The organism is Bartonella sp. AP88HLJMH (assembly GCF_042195605.1).
GTDB lineage: Bacteria > Pseudomonadota > Alphaproteobacteria > Rhizobiales > Rhizobiaceae > Bartonella.
In genome coordinates, this window is sequence record NZ_JBHIOR010000002.1 from 94,579 (window position 1) to 120,928 (window position 26,350).

23 protein-coding genes and 2 pseudogenes are annotated in these 26,350 nt (G+C 38.3%); 11 read left to right on the plus strand and 14 right to left on the minus strand.

Annotated features, from left to right (window positions below; translation table 11 throughout):
- Positions 1-195 precede the first annotated feature (195 nt).
- Positions 196-1,449 (plus strand): CCA tRNA nucleotidyltransferase, encoded by a 1,254-nt coding sequence (locus ACFIMA_RS01540; protein ID WP_375612987.1) that lies wholly within the window; start codon positions 196-198, stop codon positions 1,447-1,449.
- Between the two features lie 485 nt (positions 1,450-1,934).
- On the opposite strand, the gene ACFIMA_RS01545 is transcribed toward ACFIMA_RS01540, so the two are convergent.
- Positions 1,935-2,411 carry a tRNA (cytidine(34)-2'-O)-methyltransferase gene (locus ACFIMA_RS01545; protein ID WP_375612986.1) on the minus strand — a complete coding sequence of 159 codons (477 nt, stop codon included), beginning with the start codon at positions 2,409-2,411 and terminating at the stop codon, positions 1,935-1,937.
- A 726-nt stretch (positions 2,412-3,137) separates the two neighbouring features.
- Here ACFIMA_RS01545 and petA point away from each other — a divergent pair.
- From petA to ACFIMA_RS01565, 4 genes are all read left to right on the plus strand, one after another.
- Positions 3,138-3,686 (plus strand): ubiquinol-cytochrome c reductase iron-sulfur subunit, encoded by a 549-nt coding sequence (gene petA, locus ACFIMA_RS01550; protein WP_375611173.1) that lies wholly within the window; start codon positions 3,138-3,140, stop codon positions 3,684-3,686.
- Between the two features lie 4 nt (positions 3,687-3,690).
- Entirely contained in the window at positions 3,691-4,947 is a 1,257-nt protein-coding gene (locus ACFIMA_RS01555) for a cytochrome bc complex cytochrome b subunit (protein WP_375693026.1), read from the plus strand.
- A complete protein-coding gene (locus tag ACFIMA_RS01560) occupies positions 4,941-5,837 on the plus strand; it encodes a cytochrome c1 (protein WP_375636227.1) in 897 nt (298 codons plus the stop codon). The genes ACFIMA_RS01555 and ACFIMA_RS01560 overlap by 7 nt, the downstream gene beginning before the upstream one ends.
- 110 nt (positions 5,838-5,947) lie before the next feature.
- Positions 5,948-6,388, plus strand: coding sequence for a PRC-barrel domain-containing protein (locus ACFIMA_RS01565; RefSeq protein ID WP_375611176.1), 441 nt, complete (start codon positions 5,948-5,950; stop codon positions 6,386-6,388).
- 159 nt (positions 6,389-6,547) lie between these two features.
- Here the strand turns inward: ACFIMA_RS01565 and ychF are convergent, their stop codons facing one another.
- Complete coding sequence (gene ychF, locus ACFIMA_RS01570) at positions 6,548-7,651, minus strand: redox-regulated ATPase YchF (protein ID WP_375668219.1); 1,104 nt, start codon at positions 7,649-7,651, stop codon at positions 6,548-6,550.
- A gap of 265 nt (positions 7,652-7,916) precedes the next feature.
- On the opposite strand from ychF, the gene ACFIMA_RS01575 reads away from it, so the two are divergent.
- Positions 7,917-8,660 carry a L,D-transpeptidase gene (locus ACFIMA_RS01575; RefSeq protein ID WP_375611178.1) on the plus strand — a complete coding sequence of 248 codons (744 nt, stop codon included), beginning with the start codon at positions 7,917-7,919 and terminating at the stop codon, positions 8,658-8,660.
- A 176-nt stretch (positions 8,661-8,836) separates the two neighbouring features.
- Here ACFIMA_RS01575 and pth read toward each other — a convergent pair whose 3' ends face one another.
- Together pth and ACFIMA_RS01585 are read right to left on the minus strand one after the other, a co-directional pair.
- Positions 8,837-9,463, minus strand: coding sequence for an aminoacyl-tRNA hydrolase (gene pth / locus ACFIMA_RS01580; protein ID WP_375612982.1), 627 nt, complete (start codon positions 9,461-9,463; stop codon positions 8,837-8,839).
- Between the two features lie 75 nt (positions 9,464-9,538).
- Complete coding sequence (locus ACFIMA_RS01585) at positions 9,539-10,168, minus strand: 50S ribosomal protein L25/general stress protein Ctc (RefSeq protein ID WP_375611180.1); 630 nt, start codon at positions 10,166-10,168, stop codon at positions 9,539-9,541.
- Positions 10,169-10,460: 292 nt separating this feature from the next.
- Between ACFIMA_RS01585 and ACFIMA_RS01590 the strand changes: the two genes are divergently transcribed.
- Positions 10,461-11,960: a helicase HerA domain-containing protein gene (locus ACFIMA_RS01590; protein ID WP_375611181.1), complete on the plus strand. Its 1,500-nt coding sequence runs from the start codon at positions 10,461-10,463 to the stop codon at positions 11,958-11,960.
- On the opposite strand, the gene ACFIMA_RS01595 is transcribed toward ACFIMA_RS01590, so the two are convergent.
- From ACFIMA_RS01595 to lgt, 4 genes are all read right to left on the minus strand, one after another.
- On the minus strand, positions 11,957-12,889 hold the full coding sequence (locus ACFIMA_RS01595) for a ribose-phosphate pyrophosphokinase (RefSeq protein WP_375606345.1): 933 nt from the start codon (positions 12,887-12,889) through the stop codon (positions 11,957-11,959). The two genes, ACFIMA_RS01590 and ACFIMA_RS01595, sit on opposite strands and share 4 nt — an antisense overlap.
- 472 nt (positions 12,890-13,361) lie before the next feature.
- A complete protein-coding gene (pgeF, locus tag ACFIMA_RS01600) occupies positions 13,362-14,153 on the minus strand; it encodes a peptidoglycan editing factor PgeF (RefSeq protein WP_375693027.1) in 792 nt (263 codons plus the stop codon).
- A 99-nt stretch (positions 14,154-14,252) separates the two neighbouring features.
- Complete coding sequence (locus ACFIMA_RS01605; RefSeq protein ID WP_375693028.1) at positions 14,253-15,335, minus strand: class I SAM-dependent methyltransferase; 1,083 nt, start codon at positions 15,333-15,335, stop codon at positions 14,253-14,255.
- Positions 15,310-16,188 carry a prolipoprotein diacylglyceryl transferase gene (gene lgt / locus ACFIMA_RS01610; RefSeq protein ID WP_375652299.1) on the minus strand — a complete coding sequence of 293 codons (879 nt, stop codon included), beginning with the start codon at positions 16,186-16,188 and terminating at the stop codon, positions 15,310-15,312. The genes ACFIMA_RS01605 and lgt overlap by 26 nt, the downstream gene beginning before the upstream one ends.
- Before the next feature lie 304 nt (positions 16,189-16,492).
- On the opposite strand from lgt, the gene ACFIMA_RS01615 reads away from it, so the two are divergent.
- Entirely contained in the window at positions 16,493-16,738 is a 246-nt protein-coding gene (locus tag ACFIMA_RS01615) for an accessory factor UbiK family protein (RefSeq protein ID WP_273791228.1), read from the plus strand.
- Between the two features lie 402 nt (positions 16,739-17,140).
- Positions 17,141-17,641 carry a YbjN domain-containing protein gene (locus ACFIMA_RS01620; protein ID WP_375629408.1) on the plus strand — a complete coding sequence of 167 codons (501 nt, stop codon included), beginning with the start codon at positions 17,141-17,143 and terminating at the stop codon, positions 17,639-17,641.
- 45 nt (positions 17,642-17,686) lie between these two features.
- Here ACFIMA_RS01620 and ACFIMA_RS01625 read toward each other — a convergent pair whose 3' ends face one another.
- Both ACFIMA_RS01625 and ACFIMA_RS01630 read right to left on the minus strand, forming a co-directional pair.
- Positions 17,687-19,027, minus strand: a complete 1,341-nt coding sequence (locus tag ACFIMA_RS01625) for an ATP-binding protein (RefSeq protein ID WP_375693029.1) — start codon at positions 19,025-19,027, stop codon at positions 17,687-17,689.
- An 8-nt stretch (positions 19,028-19,035) separates the two neighbouring features.
- A complete protein-coding gene (locus tag ACFIMA_RS01630) occupies positions 19,036-19,740 on the minus strand; it encodes a response regulator (protein ID WP_375612976.1) in 705 nt (234 codons plus the stop codon).
- Positions 19,741-19,883: 143 nt separating this feature from the next.
- Here ACFIMA_RS01630 and ACFIMA_RS01635 point away from each other — a divergent pair, with 143 nt between their 5' ends.
- Positions 19,884-20,534 carry an MBL fold metallo-hydrolase gene (locus ACFIMA_RS01635; protein WP_375631652.1) on the plus strand — a complete coding sequence of 217 codons (651 nt, stop codon included), beginning with the start codon at positions 19,884-19,886 and terminating at the stop codon, positions 20,532-20,534.
- Positions 20,535-20,603: 69 nt separating this feature from the next.
- On the opposite strand, the gene ACFIMA_RS01640 is transcribed toward ACFIMA_RS01635, so the two are convergent.
- The gene (locus ACFIMA_RS01640) at positions 20,604-21,227 is read right to left on the minus strand and encodes a BA14K family protein (protein WP_375620700.1); all 624 of its coding nucleotides are present in this window, start codon (positions 21,225-21,227) and stop codon (positions 20,604-20,606) included.
- A gap of 472 nt (positions 21,228-21,699) precedes the next feature.
- A pseudogene (locus tag ACFIMA_RS01645) lies at positions 21,700-22,098 on the minus strand (sensor histidine kinase); the annotation flags it as partial.
- Positions 22,099-22,102: 4 nt separating this feature from the next.
- On the opposite strand from ACFIMA_RS01645, the pseudogene ACFIMA_RS01650 reads away from it, so the two are divergent.
- Positions 22,103-22,414: pseudogene (locus ACFIMA_RS01650) on the plus strand (MBL fold metallo-hydrolase); the annotation flags it as partial.
- Positions 22,415-22,483: 69 nt separating this feature from the next.
- Here ACFIMA_RS01650 and ACFIMA_RS01655 read toward each other — a convergent pair.
- Both ACFIMA_RS01655 and uvrB read right to left on the minus strand, forming a co-directional pair.
- A complete protein-coding gene (locus tag ACFIMA_RS01655; RefSeq protein ID WP_375631656.1) occupies positions 22,484-23,269 on the minus strand; it encodes a BA14K family protein in 786 nt (261 codons plus the stop codon).
- Between the two features lie 628 nt (positions 23,270-23,897).
- The gene (gene uvrB / locus ACFIMA_RS01660; protein WP_375693030.1) at positions 23,898-26,207 is read right to left on the minus strand and encodes an excinuclease ABC subunit UvrB; all 2,310 of its coding nucleotides are present in this window, start codon (positions 26,205-26,207) and stop codon (positions 23,898-23,900) included.
- Positions 26,208-26,350 lie beyond the last annotated feature (143 nt).

Sequence of the window (26,350 nt, forward strand, 5' to 3'; positions counted from 1 at the left end):
TAATGGATATCTTATTGTTTGTAACAGAAAATGAGAAGAAATGAAGTATCATATGCCGTTTTTTTTCATATTCGTATAGAAGAGAAAAGTTTCTTTGGAAGAATAGACGTGCTTTATAAGGGATGTCTTAAAAAATTTGTTTTATGAAGAGAGTTTTTTAAAGCAATGAAGACAACTTTTTTGAAAGGTTAAAGGGTGAATATAAGACAGAACTTCAAACAGGTTGCGTGGTTACAACAAAGTGATATCCAAACACTTCTTCGTGTTTTGTCTGTGGAGGGGGAAGAGGCGCGTATTGTAGGGGGAGCAGTGCGCAATCAACTGCTAGGGCAGCCTATTAGTGATATTGATATTGCAACAACCTGTTTGCCGCAACAGGTTATTGCACGTGTAGAAGAAGCAGGATTTAAAGCTATTCCTACAGGGATTGCTTTTGGTACAATAACAGTAGTTGCTCATTCATGTTCTTATGAGGTTACAACGCTTCGCTGCGATATTGAAACAGATGGTCGTCATGCAAAAGTGGCATTTGGTCGTGATTGGAAAAAAGATGCTGAACGGCGAGATTTTACGATAAATGCGCTTTATTGTGATGCTGCTGGCAACCTTTATGATGATGTGGGAGGTTTGAGTGATATTGCTAGCCGAACAGTTCGTTTTATTGGGGTTGCAGAAGATCGTATTGGCGAAGATTATTTGCGTATTTTACGGTTTTTTCGCTTTTTTGCGTGGTATGGAGCAGGGCGACCTGATGTGCAAGGATTGAAGGCATGTGTTCGTTTAAAACACGGTTTAAAAAAACTTTCTTCTGAACGTATTTGGGCAGAAATGAAAAAGCTTCTTGCGGCGTTTGATCCAACGCGTGCTCTTTTATGGATGCGACAAAGCAGAATTTTGGCACTCATTTTTCCTGAAACAGAACGATGGGGTATTGATGCAATTCACGCATTGGTGAAGACAGAACAGGATCTTGGTTGGAAAGTTGATCCATTGTTACGGCTAGAAAGCCTTCTTCCTCCTGATCCCATGCGTCTTCATGAAATGGCACAGCGCTTGCGTTTTTCTCTTAAGGAAACAACGCGATTAAAAGAATGGGCAGAGTTAGAAATAATAAACCAAAACTGTTCTGATCATTTTGTGCAAAAACTGATTTATTTTCATGGACGACAGCCAGTTTTAGATCAATTATCGTTGTCTGTCGCTGCATCACATCTTGATCATCTGGAAAAAAGTGATGCTTTGCAAAAAGCAGAGGGTTATGTCAAGCTTTATCAATTTGCCCAAAAATGGCAAATTCCAACTTTTCCTATTAATGGTAACGATTTAATAAAGAAAGGTTTTACAAAAGGTGTACTTTTAGGAAAAAAGCTTAAAGAGCTAGAAATGATATGGATTGAAAGCGGATTTTTAATGGATCGTCATGCACTATTAGAAAAAATTGATTTATAATATTTCTGTTTATAAACTCACTGTTGTTTATATTTTTTAAGTCAACATATTAATTTATAATAATCATTATTTATGTGAAATAAGAGTTCACAATATTGTAAGGTTATTTCAAACCTGTTCATATTACATCAATCAAAGTTATTGCCTTACACGTCACAAGTGAGGAAAAATGATTACAGAGAGGAAAAATGTCTCTTATGAATCATCTCAAAGATAAGGATTCTCGAAAATGAGAACGAATAAAGAGAATAGTGGTAGCGGTTTGCACCTTGTATGACCATAAAGAGGGGGATGTTCACTGGATTTTTACTATGAGGAGTATTTAATCATTCATAGGTGGTGATATGAGGTGATATGAAATGGATGTGATGGGCACTAAGAAATGTTTATTTTACCAGCACTTAATTGTTGGAAAATGATAGGCATTATACGCTCTAACTGTTCTTTATATGTTGTATTATTGTTTTTCGTGATAATTTATGTTTTTATAGATTACAGTTTCTTTCATGATAACCAATTTGGCGTAATGCTTCTCCTGTTGTTATGGCTACGCTCATGGCGAGATTTAGAGAGCGTGCCTGTGGTTGCATGGGAATTTTTAATGTGTAATCGGCCGCTTCATGAACATAATCGGGAACGCCAGCTGTTTCACGACCAAAAAGTAAAACATCATTTCTTTGATAGCATATCTGCGTATAGCATGTTTTTGCTTTTGTACTTAAAAGCAACAGGCGGCGGTTAAAGTGTTTCATGGAGCTTATAAAATGTTGCCAATCAATGTGTCGTTCTAAGGAAGCATATTCGAGATAATCCAATCCTGCGCGTTTGAGATTACGATCCGACAGATTAAAGCCTGCAGGTTCAATAATGTGCACATGTAAACCAAAGCAAGCGCTAAGACGTAAAATCGTTCCAGTATTACCAGCAATATCAGGTTGGAAAAGAGCTATATGAAGTGTCATGTTCTCTATAATATGATTTTTCTTTCGACTTTGTAAAGAAGCACCACAATTTATTCGAAAAATATGCTTTGAGAAATACATGTTTTTTACGGTTCATTTTTATTCCCTTTAAATTTCAGGGAAAAAGTTATGTATACAGGTCTGTTTGGGATCAGAGAGAAGCTCCCTATTAGGGACTTCATTTTATTGAGCAATCCATGAAATGAATTGGCTCATTATGTTGAAAAGTGGGATATTTAATGAGGTTAGATCATCAATTTTAATTAAAATCAACAAAATATGCTTTTTATGCAAAAACAGAAGCGAAAAAAATACTCATGCAACCAGTTGGAATTGAGGGAGGGAGAGATGCTGTAAATGTGTTAAAGAAATAACCGATAAGCTCAACTTGTTTACTGAGATATGGTCATAACAAGACTATGTTTCTTTCTTTAGAAGTGTTTATTTACATGCTATCTCTGATTTTCACGGGCGGGGGAGTAATTTTGATTGATTAATATGAATAGGTTTGAAATGAAAAAACCTTACGGTGTTTAGGGATTTCATTCACTCTGTAAAACGATGAATTATCATTATAAAACAGTTTTTTGTATAAACCATACAAATGGCAGGAGTTTTTTACGGGGATGTTTTTATGGTTGAGGTAACGGAGTGATCAAGCATTGTACAATGGGAGAGGGTATGGTAAAAGAATGTTTTAGCAAAGTGTCTCTTTAAGTTAAGGCCATGGGTGAGCAAACGAGGCGGGATTTTCTGTTTTTGGTAACAGCTGTTGCAGGAGCAGTTGGAATGGGAGCGGTTGTGTGGCCTTTTATCCGTCAGTTGCGTCCAGATGAAGCTGTTTTGGCATCTTCCTCTGTTGAGGTTGATCTTTCTGGTATTGAAGAGGGGATGTCAGTAACGGTAAAGTGGCGAGGACAGCCTGTTGTTATTCGAAATCGTACGGCAAAAGAAATTGCTGATGCGCGCGCTACTGAATTGAGACTTCTAAAAGATCGTCAAGCGCGCAATCCTAATCTTGAAGGTGAAAAAGAAGCGACGGATTTTGCACGTTCAGCAGGTAAAGGACGTGAAAATTGGCTTATCGTCATTAATCTTTGTACGCATTTAGGCTGTATAACACTTGGGCAATCTGGGAAATTTGGAGGGTGGTTGTGTCCATGTCATGGGTCTGTTTATGATACAGCTGGAAGAGTGCGGTCGGGTCCAGCTAACTATAATTTGGCTATTCCTCCTTACCAATTTCTTTCTGATACTTTGCTCAAAATAGGATAAGGTTATGGCAAGGTTTTCTCCTTATTGTCCTAAAAATGCACTTGCCCGTTGGTTTGATAAGCGTTTTCCTCTTCCTCGTTTTTTTTATAATGCATTTGTGATTTTTCCTGTTCCGCGTAATCTTAATTACTTTTATACATTTGGCGGTATTTTGACCATTATGCTTGTGTCACAGCTTTTGACTGGTATTGTCTTGGCTATGCATTATGTTCCGGATATTCATTTGGCTTTTGAAACCAGTGAACGATTTCGGCGTGAAGGGCAGTTTGGTTGGCTTTTTCGTCCATGGCATTGTGTAGGCTCTTCGTTTTTTTTTATTGCTGTTTATATCCATTTGGCACGTGGACTTTATTATGGTTCTTATAAAAATATGCGAGAAATGGTATGGGTTACAGGTATTTTTATTTATATCATCATGATGGCAATAGCATTTTTTGGTTATGTGCTTGTTTGGGGGATGATGTCTATTTCAGCGGCTTCAGTGATTGCAGGGCTTTTAAAAACGATACCTTTGGTGGGGACATGGTTGCATGAGACACTTCTGGGTGGTTATGTCGTAGGACAACCAACGTTGAATCGTTTTTATGTTTTCCATTATGTTTTATCATTTATTTTGCTTCTTTTTGTGGGGCTGCATATTTGGGCAATTCATTGTGTTGGGCAAGGCAATCCAACGGGTCTTGCTATACAATCAGATAAGGAAACAGTTCCATTTTCGCCTTATGCGCTTATCAAAGATATTTTTGCTATTACTGTTTTTCTCATCTTCTTTGCCTGGTTTTTGTTTTATATGCCCGATTATATGGGGCAGGCTGAAAATTATAGTGTGGCAGATCCTTTAAAGGCACCTCTTCGTGTGGTTCCAGAATGGTATTTTTTGCCTTTTTATGCGATGCTTCGTACTATAACTTTTGATATCGGTATTTTCTCTTCAAACTTTGTTGGCTTTGTTTTATTCGTCAGTTCGATTTGCATTTTAATTTTTGTGCCATGGTTAGACCGCTCTAAAATATGTTCAGCAAGATATCGACCTGTTTATAAAATTTTCTTTTGGGCGTTGGTTATTGATGTCGTTTTTCTTGGTTGGTTGGGGTCAAGAGAAATAAGTGACAAAATTCTTTTATGGACACAATTGGCTACGGTTTATTATTTTATATTTTTTTTGGTTATTTTGCCGATTTTGCCAGCGTTTGAAAAAAATTGTTCTCTTCCTTCTTCAATTATGCAAGATTTAAAACAGAAAAAAAAGAGACTATGGTAAATGTTTTTGTCGGGCTGGTTGTTATTGTTGCTATGAGTTTTTCTGCTCAGAGTTTAGCGAGTGATGCCTCTGATCAGGAAGAAGGATTTATTTCTTTTCCTTTACAGGTTCCTAAAAAACAAGAATGGAGTTTTTCAGGTCCATTTGGGCTTTATGATAAGGCGCAATTGAGGCGCGGATTAAAGGTTTATAGACAAGTTTGTTCCAGCTGCCATGGGCTAAAATATGTGGCTTTTCGCAATTTAAAAGATCTTGGGTATGATCAAGAACAGATCAAAGCTTTGGCGGGGCAATATGAAGTGCGCGATGGTCCTAATCGAGAAGGAAAATTTTTTAAACGTGCTGGGGTTGCAACGGATTGTTTTCCTTCTCCCTTTTCACATGAAGAAGAAGCAAGATTTATTTTGAATAGTGCTTATCCTCCAGATTTGACATTGATAGCACGTGCACGTGGGGTATCTTTGCCGTTTCCTGCTTTAATTACTGATGCATTGACTCATTATGATACAGCTGGTCCAGATTATATTACAGCTCTTTTAACAGGATATCAGAAGGCACCGAAGGAGATAAAAATTGCGAATGGTTATTGGTATAATCCTTATTTTATTGCCGGTAATTCTTTAACTATGGCTCCTCCTTTGAGTGATGGTATGGTTGCTTATGAAGATGGAACCCCAGAAATCATTGAACATTATGCGCGCGATGTTTCTGCTTTTTTGATGTGGGCTGCCGATCCTCATATGGAAATTCGTAAAAAAACCGGTTTTCGTGTTATTTTATTTTTAATCATTTTTGCAGGGTTTGTTTATATTTTAAAAAATCGTATTTGGTGTGGTTTAGAAGAAGAATTAGAGAAAGAAATAAAAGACGAAATAAAGAGAAAAGGGTAAAGCGATAAGGCTCAAAAGAGTATAGAGTATAAAGAGCATAAGGAACAAATCTTTTTATGATGCATTGAGGTTTTATAAAGTAAAAGCAAAATAAAAATGGAGATGTTAAAATGAAAAAAATTGCATGTACTACTCTTATGTCAATTTTGATGGTTTCTAGTACTTATGCTCAGTCTTTTGAAGTGCCTTCAAAACCTGAAATGATCTCTTCGACGGGTATTGTACAGGTGGGGATAGATAAGTCTGTGCGTTATGTGACACCTTTAGCAACGGATTTTGTTGCTTCCAGTCTTATAGGCGCCAATGTATATAATATAGAAGATGAAAATATTGGTGAAGTAAAAGATATTATTTTACGTGAAAATAATATTGCAGGATTTGTTATTGCTGTTGGTGGTTTTCTTGGCATAGGCGAGAGTTATGTGGTCGTTTCTCCAGAAACAATCCAGATGACAAATGATTATGGTAAATGGAAACTTATTACAAATGCGACAAAAGATTCTTTAAAGAACGCTCCAACATTTAAATACGAAGGGCGTTGGACACGCTAATTTTATATTTCTATTCTTTAATGGACCAAGCTGTTGCTATCACAATCATATGCTAGCAACAGTTTTTTTGTTCTAAAAGCTCTTGAGAATTTTTGCGACAAGATTCCAAGGAGCTATTATCAAAGTTTTCAAGATAAACTATTAAGACAGAGTGAAGATTTAAGTATTATGTTTAAATAACATGATATCGCCATCTTGCACAATGTATTCCTTTCCTTCATCGCGGGCTTTTCCTGCTTCCTTTGCACCGCTTTCTCCACCCAGAGCAATATAGTCATTATAGCTGATGGTTTGGGCACGAATGAAACCGCGCTCAAAATCTGAATGAATAACACCAGCTGCTTGGGGAGCTTTTGTACCACGCGTAATTGTCCATGCTCGTGTTTCCTTAGGCCCACAGGTGAAGTAAGTAATGAGATCAAGTAAATGGTAACCAGCGCGAATGAGGCGATTGAGACTCGGTTCAAAGAGTCCTAGCGCATTGAGATATTCTGATGCTTCAGCATCACTCAGTTGTGTAATTTCCGCTTCGATAGAAGCAGAAATGATAATGCTTTGCGCATTTTGCTCTGTTGCCATTTTTTCAACTGTTTGGGTAAAGCTATTTCCACGAGCGGCGTCATTTTCGCTTACATTACAAACATAAAGTACAGGCTTGGAGGTTAAAAGATTCAAACTCTTAAGAATGTGGTGTTCATCGGAAGAAATATCTTTGAGTAATAACCGGACAGGGTTTCCCTGTTGCAGTATGTTTAATGCTTTTTCCATAATAGGTAAAATTGTGAGAGCTTCTTTGTCTTTTCCGGTTGCTCGTTTACGGATTTGTATGATTCGTCTCTCAAGACTTTCAAGATCCGCAAGCATGAGTTCGGTTTCAACCGTTGTCGCATCACAAACAGGATCAATACGTCCCTCTACATGGGTAATATCTTCATTTTGAAAACAGCGTAAAACGTGGACAATAGCATCGACTTCGCGAATATTGGCTAAAAACTTGTTTCCTAAACCTTCGCCTTTTGAAGCTCCTCGCACAAGTCCCGCAATATCGACGAAGTTAATGCGTGTAGGAATCATTTCTTTTGAACCAGCGATTGATGCAATTTTTTCCATTCGTAAATCTGGAACAGCAACTTCTCCGGTATTGGGTTCAATGGTACAAAAAGGATAATTGGCAGCCTGTGCAGTGGCTGTTTTTGTTAATGCATTAAAAAGAGTTGATTTCCCGACATTAGGTAATCCGACAATACCGCATTTAAAGCCCATGAGAGTCTTTCTTTTCTATTAATTTTATGGTCAAGATAAAGCTTCCTTTTTATAGCATATTTTCAGAAGAGTTATAGTCCTGGTCTTGCGATAAGTGAGAAAAAAGTCTAAAGTAATAGGTATCTACTTTTTTACCTTAGTTCTTCTTACCTTATTGTTCTCCTTAGTTACAAGGATAAGAAAACTTCGAATTAATGTTAATATTGTGCTAAGTTTTTCATGGTATGCAAATCTGCATAAATAATTAATCGGAGAAAATAGAAGAGTGTTATCTCGTTGTGCCTTTTTAATTGCAGCACTTTTGGCTTTGGCTGGATGTGCTACACGTCAGTCAGATATGTCATCGGTACCTTTTCAACAAGTTCGATACATTCCACCAGAAATACAGGCTTTGTATGGTCCTGTAACGAATGAGACCTATTCGTTACCTGCTGTTGATCTTGCGACAATTGATCCAAAATATTGGCGACAAGAGGTGATTTATTATACATCTTATGCGCCTGGAACATTGGTTATAGATACGCAAGAGTGTTTTCTTTACCTTATTGGTGAAAATGGAAAAGCTTTGCGTTATGGGATTGGTGTCGGTAAAGAAGGCCTAGCATTTGAAGGTGAGGGGGTTATACAGCGCAAGCGTCGGTGGCCAAATTGGGCTCCTACTGCAGCTATGATGGCTCGAGAACCAGAACGTTATGGTCATCTTGGGAAAGGAATGCCACCAGGGCCCGATAATCCATTAGGTGCGCGGGCACTTTATTTATTCAAAAATGGGAAAGATACACTTTTCCGTATTCATGGCTCACACGAATCGTGGTCAATTGGGCGTGCTATTTCAAGTGGGTGTATCCGTTTGCTTAATCAAGATATTATCGATCTTTATGATCGTGTTCCCATTGGTTCGCGTGTTGTGGTATTGCAAAACAATAGGAGTATTCCTACAGTTTATAGTCAACAATCAAATGGTTACGATCCGCTACAGTCGACCATTCAGCCAAATGATTTTTTTTAATTTAGGGGAGAAGATTGGAGAGAGCTGTGTTTGCTGTTCAATCTTCTCTTTCTCTCAAAAGAGAATATAAGCCTTTCTTTTTCAAAGGTGTATACAAGCTTGTATTCTGTTCTATTTTCTAGCTTCTCACGTTGCCAACAGATTTTGCCTTTGAGAAAGTTTATAAGAGGATTTTTTTAAGAGTTTTTATTCATATTCTTCACGCGACTGGGACACGCAAGCCAATGGTTCTGATTGTGTTTTATCGTTTGTGAAACTTCATTCATAAAGAGGGATTTATCATCTTTTATAAGGAGAGCGATATTTTTTGCAATTGTCTCTAAGAGAGGGGATAACCATTCTTGATCAGATTTGGTAAAATTTCCCAGGACATGCTGATGAACAAGTTCTTTGCTTCCAGGATGACCAATTCCTATGCGTATACGACAATAGTCAGTACCACAATGGGCATCAATAGACTTAATGCCATTATGCCCATTATGTCCTCCACCAATTTTTATACGAACTTTCCCCGGTGACAGGTCTAGTTCATCATAAATGATGATCAAATTCTTTAAATCTAATTTATAAAATCGCAAAGCTTCACCGATAGCTTGACCAGAAAGATTCATGAAAGTTTGTGGTTTTATAAGAAAAATTTTCTCATTATTTATGAAACCATTGGAGATTTCTGCTTGAAACTTCTTTGACCATGGAGAAAAAGAGAAGGACTGATAAATGGCATCAACAGCCATAAAACCGATATTATGGCGGTTATTTTGATATTGTAAACCAGGATTGCCAAGACCAGCAATAAGCCACATGTGTATCTTCAGTCAAAGTATGAGTAAGGGTAATGTCTCATAAATTAAGGCGGAAAAATTCCCGCCTTTTGAGTTTTATGAAGTTTGTGTGTCTTCTTCATCATTTTCTTGTTCAGAAGTTTCATCGCTGACATCCATGCCAGCAGGAGCTGCAATGGTTGCAATGGTAAAGTCTCGATCTTGGATGATGGGAGTCACATCTTTTGGCAGTTGCACTGCTGAAATGTGAATAGAATCACCAATAGAGTAGCTGGAGAGATCAATTTCAATAGCTTCAGGAATAGCACTTGCTGGAGCTGTACATTCAATTTCGTGCCGAACAATATTGAGGACACCACCCTTTTTAAGTCCAGGTGCCGTATCTTCATTGAGGAAGTGGACAGGAATATTCACTTCTACAACGGATTTTGCTGAAATGCGCAAAAAGTCTACATGGAGGGGAAAGTCACGCACGGGATCTAATTGATAATCTTTTGGCAAAACCATAATTTTTTGCTTGTCAAGAATAATCGTTGCAATGGTGGTGCGAAAGCCACCAGCATGAATTTTGTAGAAAATTTCTTTATAGGGAACTGTTATTGCCAAAGGTGGTTGTTTTTCACCATAAATGACAGCAGGAATAAGACCGTTGCGGCGAAGTTCACGGGAGGACCCCTTACCAACCCGCTCGCGTTTTTCGGCCTTAAGAGTGTAGCTTTTGCTCATAATTTAAGTCCTTTTTACATGATTGGAGATCCTTCAAAAACAGTAATAGTTTTTGCATGGATATGAAGATATGCGCTAACCAACAGCGATCACTCCATTCTACGTTGCCTCCAAGGGTGTCTACGCAGAAGTTTGTTCTATAGTTCAAACTATTCATAGATGCAAGAGTTGTGGGAAAAATCGATGATTTCTACCGTTAAAAAGGAGGAAATGTTACAAATTACGGTGTGGATGGAGAATCAACCAATATGTGCTGGCACTGATATGTTCAAAATCAAACACTGGAGATGTTATGAAGGTTGAGATTGCCTTGGGTGAGATGTCAGAAAGTCGTGCTTTGCATAAATCGATGCCAGCACTTCTTGATTTGGAAGAATTATTGGCGACACGTCTTCTTGTACAAGGTAATTCCGGTTCAGGGAAATCACATCTTTTACGCCGTCTTCTGGAGCAAAGTGCTAAGTGGGTGCAGCATTGTGTAATTGATCCAGAAGGCGATTTTGTAACTTTGGCAGATAAATTTGGTCATGTTATTGTAGAGGCTCAACGGAGCGAACTAGAGTTGACACGTATTGCGCATCGCATTCGACAACATCGGGTTTCGGTGGTATTTAATCTTGAAGGCTTGGATACTGAACAACAGATGCGTGCTGTTGGGGCTTTTCTTGGGGCACTGTTTGATGTGGAACGTGATTATTGGTATCCTATGCTTGTCGTTGTCGATGAAGCACAATTGTTTGCTCCAACTGCGGCAGGAGAAGTTTCTGATGAAGCGCGTAAAATTTCTTTGAGCGCTATGACCAATCTGATGTGTCGAGGACGTAAACGTGGTCTTGCTGGTGTTATTGCGACACAACGTTTGGCTAAGCTTGCCAAAAATGTTGCGGCTGAAGCTTCAAATTTTTTAATAGGGCGGACTTTTTTAGATATTGATATGGTGCGCGCCGCTGATCTTTTGGGGATGGAGCGTCGCCAAGCGGAAATGTTTAGAGATCTTGAACGGGGAAATTTTATAGCTTTAGGCCCTGCTTTATCACGACGTCCCTTACCAATCATTATCGGTTCTGTTGAAACTTTGGCACGCTCTTCTAGCCCTAAATTAATGCCACTTCCAACAGAGCGGGATGATGTGCAAGAGCTCGTTTTTACTGCTTCACCAGAGGAAATTTTAACGCCATTTAAACAAACACGAGAGCCGATGAGGGAAAAGTCAATGCACGAGATGTTAGAGGAGGTCGTGCATAAAAAACAAGAGTTGTTAGAAGAAAACCCAAGTTTATTTCCTGAACTTTCTGATGTTGAGCGTGACGGGCAAGCAGAACATATTATTCGGGAAATTCTTGAGGATTCTGAAGCTTTTTATCGTTCAACAGCGGTGCTTTATCAAGATTTTTCAGTTCGTTGCCGTATCCATGGTATGTCAAAGGTTCCTTTTAATCTTTCACAATTTCGGCGTAAATTGGCTATTGCTCAGGCTTTTGTTGATGAACAAACGGCTGTCAGTGAACATTGGAAACATATTTTGCAGATATCAGAAAGTTTGGAAGAAGATGTTCAAGGAGTCTTCTTGAACGTGGCACAGGCCGCATTAGGGGGAAAGCCATGTCCATCTGATGCATTTTTAGCACGTCTTTATGGGACTCATTCTTTAAGCCGTGCACGCCGACTTTTAACCTATTTTGAAGAGCGTGGACTTATTGTTATTCACACGCATTTTAGTGGTCAACGTATTGTTGCCTTTCCTGATCTTGGTGTTGAAACAGCACCGGGAGACCCCAAGGAACCACTTTAACCAAATAAGCTGGAAACCGATTGTTCTGCTGCTGTCCTTGCTATTGCTTCTCCCATAAGGTCGGCAATGGGCAAAACACGAATATTATGGGTTTTCTCAATAGCTTGTGTTGGCATAATTGAATCTGTAATAACCAATTCTTTCATCTCTGAATTAGCAATTCGCTCGATTGCATTACCAGAAAGAACACCGTGCGTGATATAAGCTGTGACACTATTGGCACCATGTTTAAGCAGAGCACTTGCTGCATTGCATAAAGTTCCACCTGAATCAACAATATCATCAAGCAAAAGGCAATCTTTTCCCGATACATCTCCAATGATATTCATAACTTCTGATTCACCGGGGCTTTCGCGACGTTTATCCACAATAGCGAGCAAACTGTTCAAGCGCTTGGCGAGAGCGCGCGCGCGCACCACACCACCCACATCAGGTGAAACAACGATAACATTTTCAAGAGAATAATGCACTTTGACATCGCGAGAAATGACAGGAACAGCATAGAGATTATCCGTAGGGATATCAAAAAAACCTTGAATTTGTCCTGCATGAAGGTCCAATGTTAAAACACGATGGGCCCCTGCTTCAGTAATGAGGTTGGCAACAAGTTTTGCAGAAATAGGAGTTCGTGGTCCTGGTTTTCTATCTTGGCGGGCATAGCCAAAATAGGGGATAACAGCTGTAATACGACGCGCAGAAGAACGACGAAGGGCATCAATCATGATGAGTAATTCCATCAAATGATCATTTGCGGGATAGGATGTAGATTGCAAAACAAAAACATCTTGTCCACGTACATTTTCATGCAGTTCTACGAAAATTTCTTGATCAGCAAAGCGCTTTACAGTTGCTTTGCCTAAGGGGATGTTCAAATAATTTGCAACATCTTCAGCTAGGCGTGGATTAGAATTTCCGCAGAAAAGTTTCATAGTAGAACCTCTGAATCATCATGGTGGGAATGCGACACGGTTTTTAATTTCTTTTTATTAAATTGCAAGAGAACAATTACAAAAGCCTTACAATTTTATCGATTATTATTAAAGAGCTATGCAGTATGTTTTCTCTTTTTCCAAAAGTTTATTACTTTTAGAGCAAAGTTTTTCTCCATGCGGCAAAGAAATACATATTGATTAAGCTTTTTGGTTATTACTTTATAAAAATACTTTCAATATGGGGAATGCTTCATATTTAAGATGAATGAAGGGGAGTAATAAAAAGAAGTATCATCTTGCCTTCAATCATTATAACCAAACATTGAAAATGATCATAGCGAAGGCTATCATATTTTATGGGCTGCTAGATAATTTCTTGAAAAAAGCAAAGTACAATGGGATTTATTTTTACATTTGGGTAAAAAGTTTAGTTTTGCAGTTTTGGTATTGTTCTCAAGCATAAAGGGGCTCATCTTTTGTTTTTCAGCATAATAGCAGAAATCTGCCGTCCGTAATCGGGTTCGTTGCGGTGTATTGCACGGCGATAGGAGAAAAAACGCTGTTCATCTTGATAGGTACAAAGCTCTACACAAGAAGCATTAACACCTGCTTCTTTGAGTTGGTTTATAATAAATGCCCATAGATTAAAATAAAAGCGATTTATTTTGTCTGTTTTTAAAAAATATTTTTGGTATTTGCTGTGGTAATCAATAAATTGGTCGTAAAATTCATTTGTTACTTCATAGTAATAGGGGCCAATACAAGGTCCAAGGACTGCTGTTATTGATTGTCTTTTGGCTCCTTGTTTTTCCATAACAGCAATTGTTTTCTCGATAATTCCATTTAAGCTTCCACGCCAGCCAGCATGAGTTGCAGCGATGACTCTAGCTTGTGGATCAGCAAACAGAATGGGGCCGCAATCTGCTGTAAGAACCCCAATAACGAGTTCTGGGGTGGTTGTAACCAGAGCATCAGCTTGAGGAGGTGCACCGATAGTTGCTTGATGAGCTACGACAACGTTACAGGAGTGTATTTGATTAACTGTGACTAAATTTTGCGCTTCAATAGAAAAATAATTGGCAATCAAAAGACGATTCTGTACAATATATTCGAGTTGATCATTTGAACCTTTCCCAACATTAAGACTATGATAAAGATTTTTTGAAATACCACCTTGACGTGTAAAAAATCCATGTTTTATTCCATGGGGGTGTAAAGTAGAAAGATTTTTTGCAAGAATGGGATGAGGGATAGATTTCATAAAAGTTCCTTATGGAGATTATTTGAAATGAGGATGGAGATGTTCATATTTGTCAATGAATATTTCAGATAATGATGTGCTTATTGACAAAAGCGCCGATCACCAAAATTGGGGAGGTATGGAGATATTTTTATCACTGAAATGTAAAACTTTAAATAATTTTCCCATCTGATCTGGACTAGTGAGCCGTTCGATGTCTTGGCGGATTTTGTCTTGCAAAGGAGCATTTTTGCCAACTCCAAGCTGGTTTGCGCGCTCCAGTAGCCCCATTTTAAAAAGAAAATCTCCTTGCTCTAAGATTTCAGCAAAACAGCCCTGTTCAAGAGCTATGTTTTTTAAAAAAGAAAAATCAACATGGGATGTTAAATCATGTTCACCAGGGGCATCAAAAACATCACGAAATCTATGTTTTGAGAGTGCTTGCAAGGTATCGCCAAAGGCAAGCTCACAAGCACCATAGTCGATAAGTAAAGCAGAACCTGTCACTTGCACTAAATGGTGGCTGATTTGTTGCATGAATTGATGCCGTAAGGGGGCATGTTCAAAAATTGTTCCGTCAGGCACTTTAGAACAACAGGTTTGTAGACAAGAAGAGGGAAGTTTATGCGGGGCAGCAATAAAGATGAAATCTCCATTTTGATTGACTGTAATGCGGCGCTCTTTCCATTCTCCATTGACTTTAATATATTGGTTGATAGGGAGTGTATCGAGAAATTCATTAGCAATGAGGAAGAGAGGTTTTGAAGGAATTTGATTAAAATTTTCAATGCTATGGATTTGTTTTTGATAAGAGAAAAGGCGTTTTTTTTGTTCTTTTGCAAGTTTTTTGCTTATTTCGATCAGAAAAATTTCAGCAGCATTAAATGCCGTTTGAGAGAGCTTTTGGATAGTTCGCAAAATGTCATCCATCAAAGTTCCTCGTCCTGGACCTATTTCAGCGAGAATAAAAGGGTGAGGGCACCCTTGAGCTTTCCAGCTTGCAAGAGTCCAAATGCCAATCATCTCTCCAAATAATTGGCTTATTTCAGGTGCTGTAATGAAATCACCAGCATGTCCAAAAGGGGTTTGTGTGTGATAATAACCAAATTGGGGATCGGTGAGTGCCAACGTCATATATTGGCTAACAGTGATTGGTCCATTAAGGACAATAATTTCTTTAATTTTTTCTTTGAGATTGGCCATTTTCTGTCGATTTATATTTAAAGGCGTGGAGAAGAAGATAAAACCCTACAAGAAGCATGGGAAGAGATAAAGCCATGCCATAGGTAAAACCAGTAGAATGGAAAAGAGTCGAAAACCATTCTGGATCTTCTTGAGGCGCACGGTAAATTTCAGAAATGCTGCGTGTTACTGCGTAGCCTATAATAAATGTTCCTGATACAGTACCGGGACGTTTTAATGCTTTGAACCCAAAAATAAGAAGACACAGGATGATGAAGAGAAGAAATCCTTCCATAAATGCTTCGTAAAGCTGGCTTGGATGGCGCGGTAAATAGTAAGGATCGAGAGGAAAACAAACAGCCCAAGGACGTGTAGTAATATTACCCCATAATTCTTGGTTAATGAAGTTGCAGATTCGTACAATGCCGATACCAATAGGAGCACCTGCAGCAATGATATCAAACATGGCTCGTATGTTAATATGATTTTTACGGGCAAACCAGATCATAGCAATGATAATACCAATAAGTCCGCCATGAAAGGACATTCCCCCATCCCATACGGCAATAATAGCACTTGGATGATTAAAATAGTAAATGGGATCCCATACAAGAACTTGTCCTAAACGCCCTCCGACAACAACACTTATGGCAGACCAGACAACAAAATCTCCGATCTTTTCTTTATCCATAGGAGGGTGGCCTCTATACCATAGAGATGTTTTTTTTAATAATTTTTGCGCATACCACCAAGCAAAAAGAATACCCAGCACGTAACCAAGTCCATACCAATGAAGTGTTACGGGACCTAGCTGGATAATAACAGGATCAAGAAAAGACGGAAAAGCAATGGCTGGACAGGCGAGATTGTTCATGAATTAAGCATTTTACATTATACGAGATGAATATGAAGTGACTCTAATGATCAGAAATGACAGATGAATACACAATGGTCAAGTCAGTAGGGAGGCTAGTCAGAAAGGGGGGGAGATTTCCACTGATTTATCGTGGTAAAAATATGGTGATAAAAGGAATATTAAAAAATCTTAAACAAAATCATTACGAAAAATCTGCACAGTATGTAAAATATAGAGTAAAAGGAACAAATTACAGTATCTAAATGTTATGAGAATACGCTATAATGCGTGCGTCAATAATTAAAATTTAAGGAAAAAGGTTATGCGTAATGGATCAAATCGTATTCTTGATGAATTAGCAAAATTAGCAACGGATGCTGCTGACGTTGCGCAAGGCATACGACGTGAAGCTGGAACAGCTTTTCGTGTGCAGGCTGAAAAGATAGCAAACAAACTTGATCTTGTTTCTCGCGAAGAGTTTGAGACTTTTAAGGAGATGGTGCTGAAAATCCATGCTGATAACGCTGATTTGAAAAGACGCCTTGATGATTTAAAAAAAGATGATTAAAAAAAACGCAGACATAAAAAAGTAAAATAGTTTTAAAAAAAGAATCTTCAAAAAAATATCCCCAATTTTTCAATATGATGCGTGAAACTAAAAAATGCTTAATCTTGAGTCTGTTAGAGCGGAGCATTTGTTTATTTTTGATTTTTTTTGGGGGTAAAGTACATTTTTTTGAATCAGGGGGGCTGGCGCTATGAAATTGTATCAATACACTGAAAAGACTTGATGATTCGTTTTATGACTATCAGGTTGCCCTAAACAGCGCGATTGTGTTCTGGGTGTTTGTGTACTGTCGATGTTTTATGTGTATTTGTTTGGTGTAAAGGTCTGATTGTAGCAAAATATTGTTACAGTTTAGACGGTTTATATTCTGTTGACAATGTTTTAAGATGATTGAGGATTGTGATGAGGCTTGCATTTTGCGCCACAGAAAGAAAAGAGCACCCTGTTGACTTTATCGAACAGATTGCCTGTGAATATGATTGGTCGTTTGAGCGGGATGCACAAGATGAAATTAGCGTTTGTGTGGAAGGAAAACGCGCAAACTATCGTCTTGCTTTTTCATGGATGGAAGAGCATGAAGCACTTCATTTAGCTTGTTCGTTTGATCTCTCTACTAAAAATGCTCGAACAGCTGAAATACAGCGCTTATTGCTAGCAATTAATGAAAAGTTGTTGTTGGGACATTTTGATTACTGGCAAAGGAATAATTCAGTCATTTATCGACAAGGTCTTCTTTTGGCTGGTGGGATGCATCCATCTCATATACAGGTTGAAACATTGTTGATACATGCACTTAAAGCTTGTGAAAGCCATTATGTTGCATTTCAGATGGTTGCTTTGTCGGGAGAAAGTGCTTACAAGGCACTACAATACACTTTGTTTGAAACTGTAGGGAATGCCTAAAATATGCAGTTTGTTATTTTTACAGATGGTTTGCGGAAATATTGCTCATAGGGGGACATCAAGAATAGCGCGCACTCCCCCGAGTGGGCTCTCATCTAATTGTATATTGCCACCATGGCTGCGTGCTATGTCTTGAGCAATAGAAAGACCAAGTCCTGTTCCACTTGCATCTTGATTTCGCGCTTTATCAAGTCGAAAGAATGGCTTAAAAACTTCTGTGCGCATATCTTCATGAATTCCAGGTCCATTATCATCGATTATCAATATAAAAGATTCTTGTTGAGAGTTAGCGGTTAGTTTAACAGTCGTGCCGTAACAAAATGCATTTGTTACAAGATTGCTGACTAAGCGTGTGAAAGCACGGGGACGTACTTGTATTTCTGTAGGACCTTCAATGGTGTAAGAAAATTGACGTTTGTGAAGACGAGCATCGGTGGAGAATTTTTGCATAAGAGCATTTAAATCAAAAGTCTTGACACTTTCACTTCCTTCACCACGAGCAAAAGCAAGATAATCTTCTAACATATTTTGCATGTCACTTACATCTTGCTCAAGCGGTTTAATATCAAAGCCAGTATTTGCTAATGCTAGCTGAAGTTTAAAACGTGTAAGAATGGTTCTTAAATCATGACTTACTCCTGAGAGCATCATGGTGCGTTGTTCGATTTGGCGTTCAATACGTTCTCGCATACGTAAAAAAGCGATGCCTGCACGACGGACTTCATCAGCTCCTTGTGGTTGAAATCCTTTTGGTAAAGGACGACCGCGTCCAAAGCTTTCTGCTGCTTCAGCCAATTGTTGAATCGGTTTGATTTGATTGCGTAAAAAGTAAATTGCTATCAGCAATAAAACAAGAGCTGTTCCTACCATCCAGCTTAAAAAAATAGCAGTATTGGAAGCATAGGCTTGGCTGCGTGGAGCAAAGACGCGTAAGATGTTGTGACCAAGGTGGATACGGATTTCAACAAGATCAGAATCTCCTACGGTATCGATCCAGAAGGGACGGTTAATTTGGCGGGTGATTTCTTCACTTAAAAAATAGTCAAGAATTGCAAAAAATGGCTTAGGTCCTGGAGGGGGTAAGGAGGTAGGAGATAGAATAGAAATATTTAATCCCATACGTTGTTGTGCAATACGCTTGATATCTTCATAGTTATCTTGTTGGGGATATGTTTCAAGAATATCAATAATGGCTGAAATATCATGCACGACAGCCGTTGAAAGACGCTCGGTTACCATTTGCCAATGGCGTTCCATAAAGACATAAGCAATGACCGTTTGCAGAAGCACCATGGGAGCAATGATAATGATCAAAGAGCGAGCATAAAGCCGTTTAGGCATTTTTTTCGTTAACCATCGAAGAAAAAATCTTAAAGGTTTGATCATTCTTGTGCCTATTCAATAGAGAGTTTATACCCTATTCCTCGCACGGTTTGGAGCCATATAGGCAGTGCTGGGTTTTTTTCGATCTTACGACGAAGGCGGTTGATCTGCACATCAATGGCACGTTCACTTATATTGCTGTCATCGGTCGCGAATTTATGGCGCGGAATTGTATCGCCTGCATTTTCGGCAAACATGACCATCATTTCTTGTTCTTTATCTGTTAATTTAATAATTTCTCCTCCTTTTTTGAGTTCGCGTCGTGAAATTGAAAATATATAAGGACCAAAAACTATTTGCTCAATTTTGGGTTGGTGAGGGGGAAAACCACGTCGTAAAATGGCGTTGATGCGAAGGAGAAGTTCACGAGGGTCAAACGGCTTAGCCAGATAATCATCTGCCCCTGCTTCTAATCCACGGATACGATTGTCTATTTCTGATAAAGCTGTTAACATAAAGATAGGGACATCTTTTGTTTGGCGGAGTGAATGAGTGAGATCAATACCGTTTTCGCCAGGCATCATGACATCAACAATAAGAAGATCAAAATCTAAACTTGCTAACAGTCGTCTTGCTTCATTCGCATTAGCTGAAACTGAAACACGAAATCCATTTTTAATGAGAAACTGAAATAAAAGATTGCGAATGCGTGTATCGTCATCAATCACAAGAAGGTGAGGGGCATCGTCACACAAAACTTGAACGTGATTGCTCATTCTTAAAAAACCTTGATAAAAATTTAGTTTACACAAAATGCAAGTTTACATAAGTTGTATAAAGCTGTCGAGCAGCACCTTTACCTTAAAGGAAAGAAAGTTTTATTTATAAATTTAAAAAAGTTATTTTTGAAAAGGATATTATGGGTAGTCTTAATATACATATTATTCCAGTTACGACATTCCAACAAAATTGCACTTTGCTTTTTGATAGTGAATGTAAAACGGGGGTTCTCGTTGATCCTGGTGGTGATTGGCCGCGGATTCAAGACGTAATCGAAAAGAATGGTGTTATCGTTGAGGCTATTTGGATAACACATGGTCATTTTGATCATGTAGGAGCAGCAATGCAAGTGAAAGAAGCGCTTAATGTAAAAATTATCGGTTCACATCGCGATGATAAGCCTGTGATGGATGCCGTGAGCGAAAGCGCAAAAAATTATGGCATCACTGATGCTTGCATTTGTATTCCTGACCAATGGTTAGAAGATGGTGAGTGCGTTCATTTTGCTGGACATGTGTTTAAGGTTTTTCACACCCCAGGACATTCCCCTGGTCATGTTATTTATTTCAATGAAAAACAGCGCTTAGCGCTCTTGGGTGATGTTCTCTTTCGTGGTTCTATTGGACGTACGGACTTCCCCTTCTGTTCTTATGAAAAATTGATGCAATCCCTTCGAGAAAAAGTTTTACCCTTAGGCGATGATGTTTGTTTTATCTGTGGGCATGGTCCCAAAAGTAGCATAGGCTATGAGCGACAAAATAATCCTTTTCTTCAAGATTTTAATATATGAGCAAATAAAAAAAACGCTTTGAAGCGTTTTTTTTGCCATTTAAGACTTTTTAGTAGAGCAGAACAGAAGTTAATTTATTGGGGCATAACAAACGTGTTCCAAACCATTACGGTCTCGGAAAGTTCCTGTTTTAGGGTTGAAAGAACGGTATTTTTTCTTGCAATATTGAAGCCAATCAGACTCTAATGATTGTTGTACTGGCTCATATTCCACCGTTTGCGGAGTTTCATAAATTATCTGTTCTTGTGGAACCTGTTGATATACAATTTGATGCTGTGGTGCGGTTTGATAAACAACTTGTGGCTGTTCTGATTTTTTAAAAATTTTGCCGAGAAGTGCACCTGCTGCAAGAGCAAGAATGCCCATTGCTAAAGCTTCTCCTGAGTTATTTATATTAATACTACTGTGTTTTGTCTTTTTGCGCTCGACATAATGATATGTCTTATGTTCAACATGATGGTGTTGTTGTGCTCCCCATTTATGGCTAACATAATGACGCGTGTGGGGGTTATCAAAAGAGTGATGTTCACTATGAGAAAAATGGGAGCTAAAATTGTGAGACGGTAAACCAGCCTCCCTTCTCATGTCATAGTTATGATACCATGCCATATCCGCAAGCGTTGGATCTAATGGCATCAAAACGGTTACAGTAGACATTGCTGATAATACCGCTAATCTGATCACTTTTTTCATAATGATGCTCCTTGTGTAAATTCGTATTTTTCACATCCTACACGTGTCAAACTGAATAGAGCCTGAACAATTTTGGATTTTATTGTGACAAAAAAATAAAAATTCATTTAGTTAAAACTATTATCAATACAGTAAAATAAAATCATGACAGAATTTTGATTTCAATTAATGTACTCTTCTTAAGGTTAATTAAGCAGCTTGTATTTAGAGCACCAGATTTTTTACTATTGGTTATAAATTATTCATTGATGAGTACTTTTTTATTGCTTGATACAATATGAATTGAACAATAGGTGTATGAACAAAAGTTATCGTTTTTTATTATAGGCTTATGGTGCTAAGATAGAACCTTATTTGTGTGATTGAATACAGTCCTGTTTGACTACTCTCTTGTGAGGCTAAATATTGAGTTCGATATCATATTATAACTGTATAAATATAATATATTGCGGGAACTTTTTTTGATATATGGGAAACATTCTTGTTGGGATATGGCTGTTAGTTTGACAGTATTGGCATGACAAAATGCATTTGACACAAGATTGCTGATGAGACGCGTGAAGGCACGTGGGCGTGCTTGTATTGGTGTAGGGCTTTCAATGGTGTAGGAAAATTGACGTTTGTGAAGATGCGCATCGGTAGAGAATTTTTGCATAAGAGCATTTAAATCAAAAGTTTTAACACACTCACTTTCTTCACTACGGGCAAAAGCAAGGTAATCTTCTAACATATTTTGCGTGTCGCTCACATCTTGTTCAAGCGGCTTGATATCAAAGTCAGTATTTGCTAACGCTTGCTGAAGTTTAAAACGGGTGAGAATGATTCTTAAATCATGGCTTACACCCGAAAGCATCGTGGTGCGTTGTTCGATATAGTTAGAAGATGGTGAGTGTGTGTATTTTGCTGGACATGAGTTTAGGGTTTTACATACACTGGGGCATTCCCCTGGTCATGTTATTTATTTCAATGAAAAAGAGCGCTTAGCCCTCTTGGGTGATGTTCTCTTTCGTGGTTCTATTGGACGTACGGACTTCCCCTTCTGTTCTTATGAAAAATTGATGCAATCCCTTCGAGAAAAAGTTTTACCCTTAGGCGATGATGTTTGTTTTATCTGTGGGCATGGTCCCAAAAGTAGCATAGGCTATGAGCGCCAAAATAATCCTTTTCTTCAAGATTTTAATATATGAGCAAATAAAAAACGCTTTGAAGCGTTTTTTTTTTGCCATTTAAGACTTTTTAGTAGGACGGAACAGAAGTTAATTTATTGGGGCATAACAAATGTGTTCCAAACCATTACGGTCTCGAAAGGTCCCTGTTTTAGGGTTAAAGGAACGGTATTTTTTCTTGCAATAGTTAAGCCAATCAGATTCTAATGATTGCTGGAGTGGCTCATATGCCACCGTTTGCTGCACTTGATAAACTCTTTGATTTTGCGGAACTTTTTGATAAATTACCTGATTTTGTGGTACTATTTGATAAACCACTTGTGGCTGTTCTGGTTTTTTTAAAATTGTACCAAGAATCGTACCTGTTGCAAGACCAAGAATACCCACCGCTAAAGCATCTCCTGAGTTATCTATATGAATATTACTGTGTTTTGTCTTTTTGCGCTCGACGTAATGATATGTTTTGTTTTCAACATGATGATAATGGTGGTGGTGGTGATGATGGTGTTGTTGTTGTTCCGTCTTACTATGTTTGGCTACAGACCTTTCATGTTTGGCTTTAAATCTTCTCTTGTCGTCATCAGAACTCTTGTGGAAATCATCAACAAACTTTTGGAAATCATCAGATAAAAAGCTACGTTTTTTATCAGAACAATGGGAGCGAGAAAAACCGCAAGGCAGAATATCAGCTTTCTTCCTCATTTCCTTTATCGCATCATCTGTTTCTTTACGCATCTTCCTCATCATATCATCTATTTCTCTCGAGATAGAGTCACTACGATTCCATGCCATATCCGCAAGCGTTGCATTTAGCGGCATCAAAACGGTCACAGTTGACATTGCTGATAATACCGCTAACCTGATCACTTTTTTCATAATGATGCTCCTTGTGTAAATTCGTATTTTTCACATCCTACACGTTTCAAACTGAATAGAGCCTGAACAATTTTGGACTTTATTGTGACAAAAAAATAAAAATTTATTTAGTTAAATCTATCGCGGAGACAGTAAAATGAAATCATAACAGAATTTTGATTTCAATTAATGTACTCTGCTTGAGGTTAATTAATAAGTTTGTATTGAGAGTCCACGATTTTTTACTATGGAATATAAACTCTTTATTTAGGGATAATTTTTTATTGTTTGGTACAATATGAATTGAACAATAGGGATATGAATAAAAGTTATCATTTTTTATCATAGGCTTATGGTGCTATGATAAAGTCTTATTTTACTTTATTTGTGTTATAGGACAGTGTCCTATTTGAATATTTTCTTGTAAGGATAAATAATATTGAGTTAGATATCAGAGTATAACTGTATAAAGATAATATATTTTAGAAATTTTTTATAAAATGTTCTCTCTCATGTTGTTTTAGACAAATTGAAGCACCGTTGATGTTGGAGGTTGTCTATTTTTCGGATAACGCTGTTTGCTTTTGAGCTTTCGTCTTTTTTAGAAGAGCTGAAGATTATTTTATGCGGTTTGAAATTTTTTGCTCCTTCATTGATTGCGTTTTTTTCGTTTTATTGTTGCTTGATTAGGGGTGTTTTTACGAGATTTTCCTTTTTGATTTTCCAAAATACCAGTGTCCATGGTTGGTCCCATGTGTGCAAGGTCTGGTTTGGAGAAAAGACTTGGTTGTAATACGCGCTCATGGGTGGATTGTTCGCTATGATGTGTTAAGGGATTTTCCGCGAGTTCTAGTTCTATCTTTTGTAATTGTTTGATTTCATCGCGAAGGCGTGCTGCTTCTTCAAAATTAAGATCAGCAGCTGCTTCATGCATTAATTTTTCGAGGTGTTTAATATGAGATGCTAAATTGTTGCCAACCATATTTTTTTTCTCGATGACATCAGGGATATTTGTATGAATATGGTTGGTTTCATAGCCTGAATTAAGAATATCTCCGATATTTTTTTTGATACTTTTCGGTGTGATATGGTGTTCTTCATTATAGGCTATTTGTTTTTGTCGACGTCTTTGTGTCTCCTGTAAGGCTCGTTCTATGGAACCAGTGATCGTATCTGCATAGAGGACAACACGGCCATCTACGTTACGTGCAGCACGTCCGATTGTTTGTATGAGGGAAGTTTCAGAGCGCAAAAAGCCCTCTTTATCGGCATCTAGAATGGCAACAAAACCACATTCTGGAATATCTAAGCCTTCTCGGAGCAAGTTAATACCGATGAGGACATCAAAGGTGCCAAGCCGAAGATCGCGTAGAATTTCAATGCGCTCTAATGTATCAATGTCAGAATGCATATAGCGTACACGAATGTCTTGTTCGTGGAGATATTCAGTTAAGTCTTCGGCCATACGCTTTGTGAGAACTGTCACCAATGTACGGTAGCCTTTTTGAATTGTTTTACGAATTTCATTCACAACATCATCGACTTGATTTTTGGCTGGACGAACCTCTGTTGGTGGGTCAACAAGCCCTGTGGGGCGAATAACTTGTTCTGCAAAAGTGCCGTGAGATTGTTCTATTTCCCACCGTCCAGGTGTTGCGGAGACAGCAATCGTTTGTGGGCGCATAGCATCCCATTCTTCAAAGCGCAAAGGACGGTTATCCATACAAGAAGGGAGGCGAAAACCATATTCTGCTAAGGTTGCTTTTCTACGAAAGTCACCTCGGTACATGCCACCAATTTGGGGAATGGTTACGTGGCTTTCATCGATAAAAACAAGAGCATTATTTGGAATGTATTCGAACAAGGTTGGTGGTGGTTCTCCGGGTTTTCGTCCCGTTAAATAGCGTGAATAATTTTCAATTCCCGGACATGAACCGGTGGTTTCCAACATTTCCAAATCAAAAACTGTACGTTGTTCTAAACGTTGTGCTTCTAAAAGACGTCCAGCTTCGTTCAACTCATCGAGGCGTTGAACGAGTTCCATTTTGATAGATTTCATCGCTTGGTTAAGTGTTGGGCGTGGTATTACGTAGTGTGAGTTGGCATAAATTTTAATTGATTGAAGATCGCCTGTTTTTTGTCCGGTGAGAGGATCAAATTCCGTAATTGTTTCCACTTCATCGCCAAAGAGCGAAATACGCCAAGCACGATCTTCGAGGTGGGCAGGGAAAATTTCGATTGTATCCCCTCGAACACGAAAGGAACCACGAATGAAATTGATATCTTGTCGATAATACTGTTGAGAGACTAAATCAGCCAAGAGTTTTCGTTGATTGAGTTTGTCCCCTTTTGCTATTTGGAAGGTCATAGCAGTATAAGTTTCTACTGAACCAATTCCGTAGATACAGGATACAGATGCGACAATAATGACGTCATCACGCTCTAAGACAGCACGTGTTGCAGCATGGCGCATACGGTCGATTTGTTCATTAATTGAGGATTCCTTTTCAATATAAGTGTCTGAGCGTGCAACATAGGCTTCTGGTTGATAATAGTCATAATAGGAAACAAAATATTCGACGGCATTATGGGGAAAAAAACTTTTAAATTCCCCATAAAGCTGCGCTGCTAGAGTTTTATTGGGAGCTAATATTAAAGCTGGACGCTGTGTTTTTTCAATGATATTGGCCATTGTATAGGTTTTCCCTGAGCCGGTAACACCCAAAAGCACTTGTGTACGTTCATTTTTTTGAATTCCCTCGACCAGAGTTTTAATGGCTTGAGGTTGATCTCCCGCTGGTTTAAAAGATGTTTCGAGTTGAAATGGAATACCACCTTCAGATTTTTCAGGACGAATGGGGCGGTGAGGTGTCCATAATGCACCATTCTTAAAAAGAGGATTACCTGAAGCAATAAGAGCAGAAAGAGCTTCTACTGTTGCAGTAACACCATTTTTCATTGTTGTATCCTTTGATAGAAAAGTGCTGGTGATTTTAAAGAAAATACTAATTTTTACAAATTTATTACGACAACAGCAAAACGTTATTGAACAGATTTATTTTGGTTTATTAGAGCTTTCATTAGGATATTGATCAAGTTTTT

Bases quoted from the DNA above. Each gene is read 5' to 3' on its own strand.
- ACFIMA_RS01545 (WP_375612986.1), bottom strand. From the start codon at position 2,411: ATGACACTTCATATAGCTCTTTTCCAACCTGATATTGCTGGTAATACT.
- petA (WP_375611173.1), top strand. From the start codon at position 3,138: ATGGGTGAGCAAACGAGGCGGGATTTTCTGTTTTTGGTAACAGCTGTT.
- ACFIMA_RS01555 (WP_375693026.1), top strand. From the start codon at position 3,691: ATGGCAAGGTTTTCTCCTTATTGTCCTAAAAATGCACTTGCCCGTTGG.
- ACFIMA_RS01560 (WP_375636227.1), top strand. From the start codon at position 4,941: ATGGTAAATGTTTTTGTCGGGCTGGTTGTTATTGTTGCTATGAGTTTT.
- ACFIMA_RS01565 (WP_375611176.1), top strand. From the start codon at position 5,948: ATGAAAAAAATTGCATGTACTACTCTTATGTCAATTTTGATGGTTTCT.
- ychF (WP_375668219.1), bottom strand. From the start codon at position 7,651: ATGGGCTTTAAATGCGGTATTGTCGGATTACCTAATGTCGGGAAATCA.
- pth (WP_375612982.1), bottom strand. From the start codon at position 9,463: ATGTGGCTTATTGCTGGTCTTGGCAATCCTGGTTTACAATATCAAAAT.
- ACFIMA_RS01585 (WP_375611180.1), bottom strand. From the start codon at position 10,168: ATGAGCAAAAGCTACACTCTTAAGGCCGAAAAACGCGAGCGGGTTGGT.
- ACFIMA_RS01590 (WP_375611181.1), top strand. From the start codon at position 10,461: ATGAAGGTTGAGATTGCCTTGGGTGAGATGTCAGAAAGTCGTGCTTTG.
- ACFIMA_RS01595 (WP_375606345.1), bottom strand. From the start codon at position 12,889: ATGAAACTTTTCTGCGGAAATTCTAATCCACGCCTAGCTGAAGATGTT.
- pgeF (WP_375693027.1), bottom strand. From the start codon at position 14,153: ATGAAATCTATCCCTCATCCCATTCTTGCAAAAAATCTTTCTACTTTA.
- ACFIMA_RS01605 (WP_375693028.1), bottom strand. From the start codon at position 15,335: ATGGCCAATCTCAAAGAAAAAATTAAAGAAATTATTGTCCTTAATGGA.
- lgt (WP_375652299.1), bottom strand. From the start codon at position 16,188: ATGAACAATCTCGCCTGTCCAGCCATTGCTTTTCCGTCTTTTCTTGAT.
- ACFIMA_RS01615 (WP_273791228.1), top strand. From the start codon at position 16,493: ATGCGTAATGGATCAAATCGTATTCTTGATGAATTAGCAAAATTAGCA.
- ACFIMA_RS01620 (WP_375629408.1), top strand. From the start codon at position 17,141: ATGAGGCTTGCATTTTGCGCCACAGAAAGAAAAGAGCACCCTGTTGAC.
- ACFIMA_RS01625 (WP_375693029.1), bottom strand. From the start codon at position 19,027: ATGATCAAACCTTTAAGATTTTTTCTTCGATGGTTAACGAAAAAAATG.
- ACFIMA_RS01630 (WP_375612976.1), bottom strand. From the start codon at position 19,740: ATGAGCAATCACGTTCAAGTTTTGTGTGACGATGCCCCTCACCTTCTT.
- ACFIMA_RS01635 (WP_375631652.1), top strand. From the start codon at position 19,884: ATGGGTAGTCTTAATATACATATTATTCCAGTTACGACATTCCAACAA.
- ACFIMA_RS01640 (WP_375620700.1), bottom strand. From the start codon at position 21,227: ATGAAAAAAGTGATCAGATTAGCGGTATTATCAGCAATGTCTACTGTA.
- ACFIMA_RS01655 (WP_375631656.1), bottom strand. From the start codon at position 23,269: ATGAAAAAAGTGATCAGGTTAGCGGTATTATCAGCAATGTCAACTGTG.
- uvrB (WP_375693030.1), bottom strand. From the start codon at position 26,207: ATGAAAAATGGTGTTACTGCAACAGTAGAAGCTCTTTCTGCTCTTATT.